This window comes from Streptomyces sp. NPDC001070 (genome assembly GCF_053598835.1).
The window spans coordinates 1-13,948 of record NZ_JBSFLB010000046.1; the positions used below are offsets into that span (position 1 = coordinate 1).

Annotated in this window: 11 protein-coding genes and 3 pseudogenes; 6 read left to right on the forward strand and 8 right to left on the reverse strand. The window is 67.1% G+C overall.

Annotated features, from left to right (window positions below; genetic code table 11):
* Positions 1–177: 177 nt before the first annotated feature.
* A pseudogene (gene egtD, locus ACWDAS_RS37070) lies at positions 178–1,139 on the reverse strand (L-histidine N(alpha)-methyltransferase).
* A 788-nt stretch (positions 1,140–1,927) separates the two neighbouring features.
* Between egtD and ACWDAS_RS37075 the strand changes: the two are divergent.
* The 5 genes and pseudogenes from ACWDAS_RS37075 to ACWDAS_RS37095 form a co-directional block, all read left to right on the forward strand.
* Positions 1,928–2,845 carry an NADP-dependent oxidoreductase gene (locus tag ACWDAS_RS37075; protein ID WP_450399748.1) on the forward strand — a complete coding sequence of 306 codons (918 nt, stop codon included), beginning with the start codon at positions 1,928–1,930 and terminating at the stop codon, positions 2,843–2,845.
* A 538-nt stretch (positions 2,846–3,383) separates the two neighbouring features.
* Positions 3,384–3,917, forward strand: coding sequence for a carboxymuconolactone decarboxylase family protein (locus ACWDAS_RS37080; protein ID WP_450399751.1), 534 nt, complete (start codon positions 3,384–3,386; stop codon positions 3,915–3,917).
* 137 nt (positions 3,918–4,054) lie between these two features.
* Positions 4,055–4,705 (forward strand): nitroreductase family protein, encoded by a 651-nt coding sequence (locus tag ACWDAS_RS37085; protein ID WP_450399753.1) that lies wholly within the window; start codon positions 4,055–4,057, stop codon positions 4,703–4,705.
* Positions 4,706–4,828: 123 nt separating this feature from the next.
* Positions 4,829–5,224 carry an MmcQ/YjbR family DNA-binding protein gene (locus ACWDAS_RS37090; protein WP_450399755.1) on the forward strand — a complete coding sequence of 132 codons (396 nt, stop codon included), beginning with the start codon at positions 4,829–4,831 and terminating at the stop codon, positions 5,222–5,224.
* Between the two features lie 156 nt (positions 5,225–5,380).
* Positions 5,381–5,761, forward strand: a pseudogene (locus tag ACWDAS_RS37095) (transposase); the annotation flags it as partial.
* Positions 5,762–5,770: 9 nt separating this feature from the next.
* Here the strand turns inward: ACWDAS_RS37095 and ACWDAS_RS37100 are convergent.
* Positions 5,771–6,520: a transposase family protein gene (locus ACWDAS_RS37100; RefSeq protein ID WP_450399757.1), complete on the reverse strand. Its 750-nt coding sequence runs from the start codon at positions 6,518–6,520 to the stop codon at positions 5,771–5,773.
* Positions 6,521–6,646: 126 nt separating this feature from the next.
* Between ACWDAS_RS37100 and ACWDAS_RS37105 the strand changes: the two are divergent.
* A pseudogene (locus ACWDAS_RS37105) lies at positions 6,647–7,683 on the forward strand (IS701 family transposase); the annotation flags it as partial.
* 122 nt (positions 7,684–7,805) lie between these two features.
* On the opposite strand, the gene ACWDAS_RS37110 reads toward ACWDAS_RS37105, so the two are convergent.
* The 6 genes from ACWDAS_RS37110 to ACWDAS_RS37135 all read right to left on the reverse strand — a co-directional run bounded on the left by ACWDAS_RS37110 (position 7,806) and on the right by ACWDAS_RS37135 (position 13,810).
* Positions 7,806–8,972, reverse strand: coding sequence for an MFS transporter (locus ACWDAS_RS37110; protein WP_450399759.1), 1,167 nt, complete (start codon positions 8,970–8,972; stop codon positions 7,806–7,808).
* 499 nt (positions 8,973–9,471) lie between these two features.
* A complete protein-coding gene (locus ACWDAS_RS37115; RefSeq protein WP_450399760.1) occupies positions 9,472–9,945 on the reverse strand; it encodes a GNAT family N-acetyltransferase in 474 nt (157 codons plus the stop codon).
* 35 nt (positions 9,946–9,980) lie between these two features.
* The gene (locus ACWDAS_RS37120) at positions 9,981–10,109 is read right to left on the reverse strand and encodes a hypothetical protein (protein ID WP_450399763.1); all 129 of its coding nucleotides are present in this window, start codon (positions 10,107–10,109) and stop codon (positions 9,981–9,983) included.
* A gap of 550 nt (positions 10,110–10,659) precedes the next feature.
* Positions 10,660–11,985: a MocR-like pyridoxine biosynthesis transcription factor PdxR gene (gene pdxR / locus ACWDAS_RS37125; RefSeq protein ID WP_450399765.1), complete on the reverse strand. Its 1,326-nt coding sequence runs from the start codon at positions 11,983–11,985 to the stop codon at positions 10,660–10,662.
* A 287-nt stretch (positions 11,986–12,272) separates the two neighbouring features.
* Positions 12,273–12,872 carry a molybdopterin-dependent oxidoreductase gene (locus tag ACWDAS_RS37130; protein ID WP_450399768.1) on the reverse strand — a complete coding sequence of 200 codons (600 nt, stop codon included), beginning with the start codon at positions 12,870–12,872 and terminating at the stop codon, positions 12,273–12,275.
* A gap of 224 nt (positions 12,873–13,096) precedes the next feature.
* Positions 13,097–13,810: a sigma-70 family RNA polymerase sigma factor gene (locus tag ACWDAS_RS37135; RefSeq protein ID WP_450399769.1), complete on the reverse strand. Its 714-nt coding sequence runs from the start codon at positions 13,808–13,810 to the stop codon at positions 13,097–13,099.
* Between the last annotated feature and the right edge of the window lie 138 nt (positions 13,811–13,948).

The window sequence follows — 13,948 nt, forward strand, 5'->3', positions numbered from 1 at the left end:
CCGCCGTACGCATCGAACTCGGCGAAGTTCGGGACCTCTGTGCGGGCGACCTCTCCACACTCTCTGCGAGCATGCCCCGGGAGATCACCCGCGTGTGGCAGGGCGTGAGATAGCCGCTCACGGTGCCCGCGGGCAGCAATCACCTGCGAGCGGCTGCGCCCCTGGCGTGTGGCTCCCTCAACGGCAGACGCTCAGCGACAGTGCGAAACGGTCCTCGCCGTCTGTCCACCACCGAACCAGCTCCAGCCCGGCTGCCGACAGTTCAGCGCGCACGCCATCCCTCCGGAACTTCGCTGAGACCTCAGTGCGCAGGTCCTCATCCTCGGCGAAGTCGACAGCGAGGTCGAGCGCAGGGATCTTCACGGCCTGTGCGACACGGGAGCGCAGTCGCATCTCGATCCACTCATCGTCGGTGTCCCGGATCGCGACGTGATCGAAGGCGGTGGGGTCGAAGTCGGCGCCCAGCTCGCGATTGACGACAGTCAGGACATGTTTGTTGAACGCAGCCGTCACGCCGGCCGCGTCGTCGTACGCCCGGACCAGGACCTGTTCATCCTTGACCAGATCCGTGCCGACCAGCAGCGCGTCACCGGGTGAGAGCAGGGAACGGACCGAGGCCAGGAAAGCGGCCCGCTCAGCGGGCAGCAGATTGCCGATCGTGCCGCCGAGGAGGACGATCAGCCGAGGGCGCGGTGTATCCGGAAGAGTCAGCGCGGCAGTGAAGTCGGCGATCAGGGAATCGACTTGGAGGCCGGGCCGCTCGGCGAGGAGCGCGTGCCCGGCCTGGATGAGCGCTCTCTGGCTGACGTCGACCGGAATGTAGGTGTGCAGGCCGGTCAGCGCGTCGATCAGGTAGCGCGTCTTCTCGGAGGAGCCAGAACCCAGCTCGACCAGGGTACGGGCGCGAAGCGCCTCCGCGATCTCGCCGGAGCGGGCGATCAGAATCTCCCGCTCCGCGCGCGCCGGACAGGACTCAGGCAACTCGGTGGTCTGCTCGAACAGGTCACTGCCGTGCGCGTCGTGGAAACACTTCGGCGGCAGCGTCTTGGGGATGCTGGTGAGGCCGTGCAGGACGTCGATGCGCAGGCGGCGTCCGTGGCTGCCTCGGGAAGCGTGCGGGTGAGAATCAACTGACTCATCAGGACTCCGGGGTCAAGAAAGAGGGCAAAGACAAGGGCATTGCCGCCGGGCGAGCCTGCTTCGAGGGCGTAGCCGACTCCCCGTCCCGTGCGTGCGTCCGCAAGAAGGAACCATCGCCCGGTTGGACCCGACATTCAGGGAGCTGTGCGCCATGTGCGTGTCGGCGTCTGGGCGATAGTTCACTGACTCCGATAAAGGGACTCTATAGTCCAGACTGTACCGGCAGGGCGCGATTGAAGCAAGGGTGGAGATCCGGCTCATGGTGGCGATGGGCACTTCAACCTGCGCGCCTGATCTAGGTGTGCAGGTCGCCTGGAGGCTTCGACTGGGTGCGCCGCGCAATAGTTTACTCTCGTCGAAGGTGGACCATTTTGTCCGCAATGGAGGGGGAGGGCGCGGGTGCGCATTCAATGCGTCCACCTGATGTTCTGTGCCCGTACGAAGTGGCCCGTCAGGAGTTTGCCTCCAATTGCCGCAGCGGGACCCTCGTCGTTGTCGGAAGCGGTGAAATGAGGCTTTGGGTCACTTTCCGTGGTGGGCTGACGGACAGTGCCCGACCCCGTTCTGGTCGGCAACCCGCTCGGCGTCGTCGAGAAGTGTGTCAGCCGGGCTGGCGCGCTCCCAAGATCTGGTGCGGGTCCCTGAATTCTGGACTAATTCGACCAGTCCTGTCGTTGAGTGGGCTGCTGGGACCGCTATCTGAGTGGTATGGTGGACTTATGAGTCCACTACGAGGGGATGGCCGTGCATGGCGCACGGATGAGGACTGGATACAGGGAGGTGCCGGGTGAGGGCGATTGTGGTGACGGATCAGGCCGCAGGGACGGCCGGAATGAGGCTGGCGGAGCGACCCGAGCCTGAGGCGGCGGGGAACGATGTGCTTGTTGAGGTTCATGCGTCAGGATTCACCCCAGGAGAGCTGACGTGGCCCTCGAACTGGACCGATCGCCTCGGCCGCGACCGAACACCGTCGATCCCTGGTCATGAGCTCGCCGGAGTGGTCCGCGCCCTCGGCTATGGCACGACGGGGCTGACTGTGGGACAGCGGGTCTTCGGCCTCACGGACTGGAGCCGCGACGGCACACTGGCGGAGTATGCGGCCGTCGAAGCACGTAACCTCGCGCCGTTGCCCGGCGACGTTGACTTCACGGTGGGCGCAAGTCTGCCGATCTCGGGTCTGACTGCGTGGCAGGGGCTGTTCGAGCATGGTCGTCTTCAGGCAGGGCAGAGCGTCCTGGTGCACGGTGCGGCCGGCGGAGTCGGATCGATGGTGACGCAGCTCGCGCGCGAGGCGGGCGCTCACGTCATCGGCACCGGACGTGCTGCCGATCGTCAGACGGTGCTCGACTTCGGCGCGAAGGAGTTCGTCGACCTCGATAACGACACGCTGGAAGACGTCGGCGTAGTTGATCTGGTGTTCGACGTCATCGGTGGCGACATCGGGAAGCGGTCCGCGGGCCTGATTCGAGCCGGAGGAACGCTGGTGACTATTGCAGGCCCGCCGGAGGCGCGGCCTGCGGACGGTCTGGCGGTCGATTTCGTTGTCGTGTCTGATCGCGCCCAGCTGAGTGAGGTTGTCCAGCGGGTGCGGGATGGACGGCTGCGGACGGTCATCGGCAACGTCGCGACCCTCGATGATGCTGTCGCCGCTTTCAATCCCACCGAGCGGGTCAAGGGAAAGACGATCATCCGCGTTCGCCCATGAAGGTTCTGGATCGGCGACTGTGTGGACGTAGGCCTCCATCAACAACGCCAACCGGACCGACCTCGACATCCCCGCCGTCGGCCCGGTCGATACGGCCGCGGCCCAGTGATCCCGCACCCGGAGCCGACGGCGCCTGACGCGGCCCGCGAGAGCGCGCTGGGTGGCGTACCGGGACCTACCTCACCGACCGGCATCAGTTGATCGGGGAGTTCCGCGCCAGACGCCGACGGGCGAACAGACCTACCTCGTCGAGTCCATGGACATCGTCGACGGACTCATCGCGCGTCATCTCCGTCTGTCGGGGCTGGGTCGGCTTCCCGCGGCGTGCTCGAGGATGCGGCCTGGCGTCGCCAGCCCCTTGCCCGTGCGCCCGCGACGATCACGCGATCCATCGTTCATCTGCATGCCACCACCCTGTCCCGCAGATTGGGCTCAGCGGCCCAACACGCACGGATTGGGCCTAACAGCCCATTCCGCGGCGCGTTCACTGTGAGTGGGCCAAACAGCCCATACTGATTCCGCCCGGAGGACCACCACCATGTCTCGTCTCACCACGCCCGAGCTCACCGACATCGACGCCAAGACGCAGGGCACGCTCGACGCCATCGCCAAGCAGTTCGGCTTCGCTCCGGGCATGTTCACCACGCTCGCCGGCAACCCGACCGTCCTCGAGATCGTGATGGGCCTGCAGGGCGGCATCGCGAAGCTCCTCGACGCGAAGACCCGCCACACGATCGCGCTGGCCACGTCCCACTCCAACGACTGCGACTACTGCTCGGCGCTGCACGGATACATCTCCGCGAACCTCGGAGGCATGTCCACCGAGGAGATCGAGCTGGCCCGCACCGGCGGCTCCACCGATCCCAAGCGTGCCGCCGCCGCTCGCTTCTCCCAGCAGGTGATCGAGACCCGCGGTCAGGTGGGCGACGAGGACATCGCCGCGGTCCGCGAGGCCGGGTACACCGACGCCGAGATCCAGGCGATCGTCACCGTCGTGGTCGTCACGCTGCTCACGAACTACCTCAACAACGTCAACGACACCGTCGTCGACATCCCCGGTGCGGGCGCGTAACCAGCGACGTCACGAACGTGTCGACAGGCACGGAGGCCGCCCCAGTGAAAGCGATGTTCACCACGTGCTGACGTGACTCCAACGCCCGGAAACCGCCTCCTGACCCGATCTCCCCGACAACGAAACGAAAGCCAATCATGGATCTCGAGAAGCTGATCACCAAGCACCTCACCCGTTACTTCGACCCGAACAAGAAGATCCCGGAGGAGACCTTCCAGCTCCTGCTGCGTTACCTGCGCACCTCGCCGACGACGATCAACATCCAGCCGAACCACTTCCATGTGCTGGAGTCGCAGGCCGGCAAGGACAAGCTTGCGGACGCTCTCGTCGGCCGTTTCGAGGACAACCAGGAGAAGGTGCGGAACGCGTCGCACGCGATCGTGTTCACGACCCGCAAGACGATTCCCGACGAGCACTTGCAGGAGGTCTTCGCGAAGGAGCGCGCGGACGGTCGCTTCGCGGACCCGGAGATCCAGAAGGGATGGGAGGCTGGAGCGTCCGGCTTCGTGAAGATCCAGTCGGAGAACTACGGCGGCGACGTGCTCCACTGGCTGGAGAAGAACACGTATCTCGTGGTCGGCGCGACCATGATGGCCGCCGCTTCTCTCGGAGTCGACGCCACCCCGATGGAAGGGTTCGACCGCGCGGCCATCGACGAAGCGTTCGGCCTCACCGACACCGACTTCACCACGACGCTGATCATGGCGCTCGGGTACCCGGACGAGACGCGCGTCTCTCGCCAGCCGGTCTCGCGCTTCGACGCCGAGAAGATCTTCACCCACATGTGACGAACTGAGCGGGCGCGCGATCGGCGCGCCCGCTCGGTTCTGCGCCACTCGACTGTCCGGCGCCCGCACGTCTTCTCGACGGACGCCGGGCAGTCGACCTCCACCGACCTCGAGGAGGCCAAGATGCACGCAGACAGGACAGTCCAGAACCGCGCGGCCGCGTGCGCCGCAGAGCTCCCGGGTTCAGAGCACACGCACCAGTTCACCGGCGACTGGGAGGTGTGGAAAGTCGGTGGCAAGGTGTTCATGCTGCAGACATCGATGCCTGGGGAGCCGGTCGTGATCCTCAAAGCCGATCCCTCGGATGCGGAGACGCTCCGCGCGTCGCACACGAGCATCTCTCGCGGCTACCACATGAACAAGAAGCACTGGATCACCATCAGACCTGGCGCGGATATCGAGCCGGCGTTGGTGGACAACCTCGTAACCGAGTCGTACCTGCTCGTCGTCGCGGGCCTTCCCAGACAGAGCCGCCCGGTCGACCCCGACACTTTCAGCTTTCTGTCGTCCGCCGACTGACCGACGCGGCGCCAGACAAAACAAAACCGGCTCTTCGCCGATCCAGTGGGGATCGTGGCGTGAGTCCGCTGGCGGCTAGCGGTGGTTTGTTGACGGCGGGTCGTGCGGGAGCAGGCCGTGAGGTGAAGGCGTCAACTACGGTCAGGGGAACTTGAGATGACGAAACGGCTGCCGTGTCCGCCCGCACCCGGCCCGCTGGAGGCATACGCCGCCCGGTTCGGTGATCTCTTCGGGACGCTGGCCCAGCGGCGTGGGTTTCGTGAGTACCTGGCCGGGCTGTTGCGGCCCCGGGAGCGCAACAAGACGCTGACCTGTCTGGCCGGCGCCGAACCGGTGACCGGCGCCCAGCATGCGGCGGTGCAGCGGCTGCAGTTCTTCCTATCGGAGTCGACCTGGAGCCAGGAGGCGGTCAACGCCCGCCGCCTGGAGTTGTTGCTGGCTGACCCGGTCACCGCACCGAATCCGGGCGGGGTGTTGGTGGTCGATGACTCCGGGGACCGCAAGGACGGGACGGCGACCGCGCACGTGGGCGAGCAGCGAGCTTTTTCAGCGCTGCTTCTCCGGGGTGAGGATGGCTTTGGCTGCTGACGACAGGCGGTTGGGGCTGCAGTGGGCGTGACGGAAGATGCGCCAGCGCTTGAGGGTGGCCATGCCGCGTTCGACGGGATACCGAAGCCGGGCGTGCGCCCGGTTCAGGGATCTTTGCCGGGCGCTGAGTTCTTTGCGAGGAGCGCGTCGGGTCGGCTTGGCCAAGGTGCCGCCGGCGCCGAGGTGGGCCAGGTCTGCCAGGGCGGGAATGCCGAGGCGGACGCAGGTGGCAACGATGCGATGGGTGCGGGCCGCGGTCAGGTCGTGGGTGCGGCCCGGAAGAGCGCGGGAGATCCACACGATCTCGCCCTGCGGGTCGGTGATGACCTGCAGGTTCACACCGTGGCGGCGGTGCTTGCCGGAGTAGTCGGCGCGTCCGTCGCCAACCCGGTCGCACTCGGCGAGCGTGCCGTCCACCAGCACATACTCCGCGTCCGCCTCGCGCAGGGCGCGGGTCAGGCCGGGAGCACGGCGGGCGAGGAGATCGATGACCGCGTGTACGTAGGCGTGGGCGGTGCCGACGCTGATCCGGAATCCGGCCGCGATCTGCGCGAGGGTGTCGTGTTTGCGCAGGTACACCAGCGCGACCAGGGCTCGCTGGGAGGGCCGGAGCTTGCAGCGGCGGTCACCCTCCCGGGTGACGATCAGCATCGTCACCCACTCAACCAGCGCATGAGGCAGGTCCAGTACGGCAGGATGCGTAACCAACGGGGCTCCCCGGCAAAAGAGTTGAGACGTCAGACATCTCGCTCAACCGCTGAGGAGCCTCGTCCGTTCTGCACAGGTCGCCGACCAGCCGGCCGTCACCCGATCGGTGGCCCCGCTGAAAAGGCTCAGTATCTCGGCTCGGTCGGGAAGATCGATCGTGGTGTGGTCACTGTGACCACTTGCTGGGCGGACGAGCGCGTCTACTGCCCGGTGCACGCGTGTCCCTATACCCCGGCCCATCACTTCCCCCGCGGCAAGAGCGACCAGGGCTTCCGCACCAAGCTGGGGATCGCGGCCGACCTGGCCGCCCGGGCCAAGGCGGCCGGGCTGGCCTTCCGCGCGGTGGCTGCCGACTGCGCCTATGGCGACCAGGACAGCTTCCGCTCAGACTTGCAGGCCGCCGGCCTACCCTTCGTAATGGCCCTCAAGCCCCGGCACGGCACCTGGGCCTACGGCCCTGACGCCCACACTCCCCTCGACGCTGCCCGCCTCCTGGCCTGGCAGGATGCCCAACATCCCGGGGACTGGTTACGCATCGAGCGCACCTTCCGCGATGGGCACACTGCCACCTGATGGGCCGCCGAGGCCTCCTTGGGCTGGTGGGGCCCGGACGGGCATGTCCGCCTGGTGGTGGCCACCGCCGACCCGGCCACCCTACCGGCCAAGGCGACCTGGTACCTGGCCACCGACCTGCCCCGTCCCGGCAGCCCGCGCGCCGTCGAGTCCCCCTACCCGCCTGCTGACCTTGCCGAAATCGTGCGGATCTACGGGCTCCGGCAGTTGGTCGAGCAGAGCTAAAAACAGGTCGCAGACGAACTCGGCTGGGCCGACTTCCAGATCCGCTCCGATGCCGTCATCCACCGCCACCAGACCCTCGTGAAATGCGCGTTCAGCTTCTGCTGGAACACCTGGTTCACCCCACCCCGCCCTCTGCAGCCGATCACCCACCCGGGCCTGATGCACTGCCAGGCCCGTTAGAGAGCGGGAGAACCGGGATCCCAGCAGCCCCAGCCGGCCTGCTGGCCCCAGGCACTCTGGGCCATCCGTGGCTGGCTGACGCCTTGGGCCACGCTGCAACGCCACTGGCGGGCATGGTCGACGAAGCCCCCGCCCGCAGCACTCCAGGAACTGATCAACACCGTCGGCAGGGGCAGACCTCTTGACCTCTACTGCCCGGTCCAGCTCATTGCGTCGATCCGCGCGGCGGTCGACGTGCGTCGACGAGCGCGGGCGGCGACCTGCTCAGGAGCGGGTGAGGACTGGATGACGCTGAGGTTCGTCATGATTACCCATCATGCCGGCTGTTCCCGGTCGTGTCGGTATGCGGGTTGCGTGCAGCGAGGACAGTGCACACGGTGGCGACGATGGCAAGTCCGCCGTACCCGAGGGCGATCTGCGGCAGCGAGAAGGCGTTCGAGAGTTGCCCGGAGATGAGGCTGGGGAAGGCAGCGCCGCTGTAGCAGAGGAGGTAGATGGCGCTGAAGATCGGTGCCCGGTCGGCCAGGGTGCTGCCGTTCAGCAGGCCGCGGGTGGCGGCACTGATGGCGATGCCTTGACCGGCGCCGGCGACGATGGTTGCGGCGATGAACAACGCCAGTGTGCCGATGGCGATCGCTGTAATGATGCCGATCCATCCGGCCAGGAAGGTGATCATGCCGATGCGTTGGGCCGCGGCGGATGTGAACCGGCCGCCGAGGGGAGCGCCGAGAACGCTGGGGGCCATGTAGGCGGCGAACACCAGTCCGAGGAAGAGCGGGCTGCGAGTGTGGAGTTGGTCTTCGACCAGCGCGGGCATGAAGGCCTGGTAGAAAGCCCCGGTCGCGTAGGAGGCCAGGAACACCGCTGCTGCGACAGGGAGCAGATGTCTGACCCGGGCCGGTACACCGACCCGGGGTAGCAGTGATCGCCAAGCCCCCGGCGCCGGCTTCGCGGTTTCCGGGCTGATGACGATGAGTGCGGCAGACAGGAGGAGAAGGCCGACGGTAACCAGGTAGATGAGGTCGCGTGGCCAGGGACCGAACTGGACCAGGGAGCCGGAGACGATGGCGCCGACGGTGAGGCCGAGCATGGGTCCCTGGCTGGAGGCGACGGAGGCCAGCCAGGCCGGCCTGGCGGGCGCGGCGTCGACGAGGTAGGAGGTGAGGCTGCTGCTGGCCAACCCCGTACCGACGCCCATCAGGAGCCGACCGGCCAGCAGAGTGCCTATGTCGTGCACGTTCAGCAGCAGCAGACAGCCGAGCAGGAGCAGGCCGAGGCTGGCGATCGCGGTGAGCCGTCGGCCCAGATGATTGGACAGTCGTCCCAGCACCAACAGCGCGGCGATAGTGCCGACGGAGTTGGCGACGACGGCCAGCGAGATACCGGCGTTGGTGAACCCGTCCTCAGCCCGATAGGTGTTGAACAGGGGGATCGGCGCGGCCGACGCGGCAAATGAGGCCACCAGGGAGACCACCGCAGATGAGAATGCCAGCCGGAGCGTTCCGCCCCGGCGAGTCCGGTTGATCACTGGTACCACGTCTTGCATCGAGCCGTGCCTTTCCATTGTTCTGAACTACTTTGGATTTTTTGGAGGCCCGGGCTGTGTTACTGCCTAAGGGTCCGACACCGGGCAGAGCCAGGCCGGCGCTCCCGGGCCAACTGGCGGACCACGCGACACCGGTAAGCGACAAGACACAACAAATGGCGTCTCCGTCTGATTAGCGTCGATCCACGGCGCCCTCTTACCGACAACGTCGCGATCTCGCCCGTTCCCCATCGCCCTCCCGCCGCAGCCCGCGCCGGTGAGCGTGTTACGACACTGAGGGGCGGTGCAGCCAAGGACGGTGAACCGACGAGGCGCGGAGTAGGTCTAGGGCGAACGGCCCGTCAGCACCACCTTTCTGGCCGTGCTGTGGAAAAATCTCGCGCGCTTCGGATGCCGTGACGGGCAACCGCGTCTGAACGCAGGACGGTTACGCCAGGTCGTGCTCGATCGCGGTGAGCTCCTCGCCATGGCCGCCTTCAGCGGGTTCGTGCTTGGGGTAGGCGCCGGCGCCGGGATGGACCTTGTCGATCAGGTCGGCGTACTCGGGGTTGCGGGCGATGAACTCGCCCACGACCGGGCAGATGACGGTGATTTTCTTCCGGCTCTCGCGGATCTCGTCCAGCACGTGAGAGACGAGCTCCGTGGCCACCCGATTCTTGCGGTAGACGGGGTCGACCCAGGTCGTCAGCAGCACAACGCGGCCGCCGACGAACCGGTACGTGAGCTCAGCGATCGCTTCATCACCCAGGGCGGCGATCCAGCGACCGTGCTCCGCGTCGTTGAGCACGTCGATCTCCCAGCTGGCCTCCACCTCGCCAAGACCTGCTTCGTCCAAAGCAGCAATGAGCGCGGCGTTGTTTTCTTCACGGGCGGACGCTTCGGCCTCGAGATTGATCGTCATTTTCACGTTTTTCCGTCGGGGGCTAATAGGTGGATTTAGGGCAAACAGGGGTAGCCTTTGGTTACCCCAGGGCGCTTGGGGTCGATGAGGTCGGCGTACTCCGGGTTGTTCTCCACGGCGGGGATCGACACCGTACGGCCGGTGGCCCGCACCATGGAGGTCATGCGGGCCCCGCCTCAGTCACCGCGCGAGCCTGTCCCGATAGGTGGTCTTGGCGATGACGGGGTCGCCCTCGGCGATGGGAACGTTGCTTGAGGCGGCGGCCCAACCACTGCCTTCATCAGTCTTTCCCCTTATCGATCCCTTTGTTTGGGGCATATCCGCCCTCGTGGCCGGCCGTGTTGGCTCAGACGCACCGATCCCTTGCGCGACGGCTCTCCAAGTCGCGATCCCGGTTGAGACGCCGGGCTTCAGCCGGGCGTCCCGTTGGTGTGGTGAGAGCCGGCCAGCACGTTGGGCCAGAGGTTAGCGTCGGGTGGATTCCGCTTCTTACCCGTGTCTTGACGCCATGCTGGACGTGAGGTCATTGGTGCTGGCCAGCCGTGGGCGGATCACCCTGGCCTGCGGCCGCGTCGCTGTACTTCGCCACCGTTGGATGGAGGCGGCACGTCGTGAGGCCGCACCTGCCTTCTTGACGGTGCAGCGCGGGCAGGCGTGAGGTGACGCCGTACCCGCGAAGAGATCAGTCCGGGTGCCCGTCCACTCAGGGGCGGGTCAGGAAAGGAGCCGCACGAGAGCGGAGAGTTCCTGAGGCCACGCAGCGTCGGCAGGCACCCCGTATCCAACGACGACGGCATCGGCCATGGCGCTCAGGGACCGTTCATGGCGGTATCGGGACAGGCCGGCCACTTTGAGGCCCTGCCGGGCCGCCGATTGAAGGACTCGCTGCTCGGTCCCTGGCGGCAAACCGATCACGGTGTGAAGGCCGGCCGCTGCGCCGATGACGCGGGCCTTTGGGGCGTGCCGGGCCAGGGCTGTGACGAGAGCGTCTCGTCGATCGCGGTAGCGCCGACGGGCAGCACGCACGTGATGGTCATAGGCGCCGGAGGTGATGAACTCCGCCATCGTCAGCCGGCTGAATACCTCGCACGAGTCGATCTGCCCCTTGGCCGCCACGGCTTCCTCAGCGAGCCCGGCAGGCAGCGCCATCCAGCCCAGCCGCAGGCCAGGAGCGAGGGTCTGGCCGGCGGTACCCAGGTAGACCACGCAGTCGGGGGCGAGTCCTTGGAGCGCCCCGACAGGCTGGCGGTCGAACCGGAACTCACCGTCGTAGTCATTCTCCAGGACCAGCCCGCTGGTCCGTCTGGCCCAGTCCACGACGGCCGTCCGGCGATCGCCCCGCAGCGCCGTGCCCAAAGGGAACTGGTGAGCCGGTGTGAGTAGGACCGCATCGGTGCCGACGGGCGGCACCGGGTCGGTCCCATGGGTGTCCAAGGGAAGCGGCAGGGTCTTCAGCCCAGCAGCCGCCAGCAGGCCCCAGTACCTGTCCAGGCCGTAGGACTCGACGGCGACGTTCCTCGCCCCCCGCCCGGCCAGGAGTGCGCTCAGGATCTGTAGGCCGTGGGAGACGCCGGCGGAGATCAGTATGTGCTCCGGACTCACGTACACGCCCCGGGCTTGAGCGAGATGGTCTGCGAGCGCCGCCCGTAGTTCCGGCCGACCGCGGGGGTCGCCGTACCCGAGCGCGTCGTCGGGGGCTGCGGCCAGGGCGCGGCGTGTGGCCTTGAGCCAGGCTGCACGAGGAAAGGCGGCGAGGTCGGGGCTACTTGGGATCAGGTCGTGGCAAGGGTTGCCGGATCGATCAGCGGCCGAGCGCGCCAAGATCGGCTGATTGATCATCCTGTCTGCCACGAGTGTGCCCGAGCCTCTGCGGGCGCTAAGCCATCCCTCGGCGACGAGGGCGGAATAGGCGTCGGCCACGGTGTTGCGGGCAAGGCCGAGGTCGGTGGCGAGCCGGCGGGAGGAGGGCAGCCGTGTCCCCGGGGCCAGGTGGCCGGTGCGGACAGCTTCGCGCACGGCATCGGCCAGCGCACGGCGCATACCTCGGCCACCGCTCGTCGCGGCGGTCACAGCAACTCGAGCTCGCCCACGAGGTAGGGCGACACTTCTCCGCCGGGCGTGCGCTGGACTGTCAGGTCGAGGCGCCGGCCCTTGGGGGCCGAGGCGATCGAGTAGCTGCGCCGGTGCTGTAGCCGGCTTCCGCGGTCAGTCTCACGTCCACATACTGGCCGGCCAAGTGCCCGCGCCGGCCCGGTCAGGGTGACGGTCGTCGCCGACTCCACGCGGCAGACTCGTTACCTGAGCGGTCCGCCACCGGAGGCGGTCGCCTAGTCTCCCTGGTACCGCTGCTCTCGCCATGGGTCTCCGTAGTTGTGGTAGCCGGCGCTCTCCCAGAAGCCGGGCGCGTCGCTCTGGCGCAACTCGATTTCGCGGACCCACTTCGCGGACTTCCACAGGTACAGGTGCGGGACCAGCAGCCGGGCGGGGCCGCCGTGTTCGGGCGCCAGGTCGCTGCCTCCGTAGCCGTAGGCAATCCATGCTTTGCCGTCGACCAGGTCGGCGAGGGGGATGTTGGTGGTGTAGCCGCCGTAGGAGGTGACGAGGACGTGCTCTGCGGCCGTCTCCACGTCCGCGAGCAGAACGTCCAGGGACACGCCTTGCCACTCGGTGCCGAACTTCGACCACTTCGTCACACAGTGCAGGTCGACGGTCGGGGATTCCGCGGGGAGTGCCATCAGGCCTGCCCAGTCCCACACGTGCTGATTCCCGGCTTCCGTGGTCACGGACAGCTTCCAGTCGTCTTGCCGGATGCGGGGAGTGGCCCCGGCGGACAGCACCGGGAAGCCGGTCGTCTCGTACTGCCCGGGCGGCAGCTTTGTGCCCGCCGACGGCCTGCGGCCGTGGAACCCGCGCGAGATGAATGCCATGCTCGCCGTCCTTGTTCGTCCAGTGTGGCCCCTGCGGGCCCCTTCGGGGGTGAGCGCCCGGGGGAGGCGACTTCTTACCTGGGATGCCCCGGGAAGGTGAACTCCTGGGCGCGCAGCCTCTCTTGTCCGTCCTGGGGGCGGCTCAGGCGGGGGCCCAGGACGTGTGTGGCCGCGATGCGGGCACCCCGGCCGGTGTTGCCCGGGCCGACTCGGTCGCCGCCGCATCAGCCTGAGCCGCTGAGGTGTCCGCCGGCTATCAGCTGGGCTCGCAGTTTCTTGCGGGCATCAAACATCGTCTTGTAGAGCGCGTTCCGGTTCGTCGCCAGCTCGCTGGCGAGCGTTTCCAGGGGGACCCCGTTGACGACGGCGGTGAAGACCTCCCGCTGGTGGGCGCTCAGTGCCGTCTCGATTGCGTCGCGTACGGCCTCGACCAGCTCTCGCGCCTGCCAGTGACTGACGGGGTCGGTGCCGGAGTGGTCGGGAACCTGCGCCCATTCGTCCAAGTCGAATCGGGCGTTTGAAACACGCCAGAAATGGCGGCTCAGCGTGCTGGACACTTCAAGTACGACAAATCGGAATGCCCATGTGGTGAACCTGGCGGCGCCTCGAAATTCCTTGATTTTGTGCGTGATCCTCATCAGTGCGTCGGCGGCCGCCTGGTGGGCGAGGTCGTTCAGCTCGGGCCCGGCAATCCGGTAACGAGGACCCCGGCGGAATACCTCGTCCATGGCGATCCGTACCAGCAGTTCATGCAGCCGCGTGCAGGCCTGCTCGTACTGCGGCCCGCGGCCGTCTTCGAGCGCATCCACCCAGGCGGCGGACTCCGGGTCGAGTTGTCCCCGATCCTTGGCGGGCTCTGCTGCCGGGGCGCTGCAGCTGGTTCCGGCATGGCCATCCGGAGCCGAGTGGCACGTTTTTCCAACATCCGCGTGGTGCATGGTTCTCAATCCCCAGGTCATCTTGTGCGGACCAGCCAAGCACGAGACCATCTACAGGCCGTCTATGTGAAGTCGCTGGTTCTTTCGCCGTGCGTGGATCTCGGGATTTCACGGACGGGGTTCCGGCGTATTTCGACC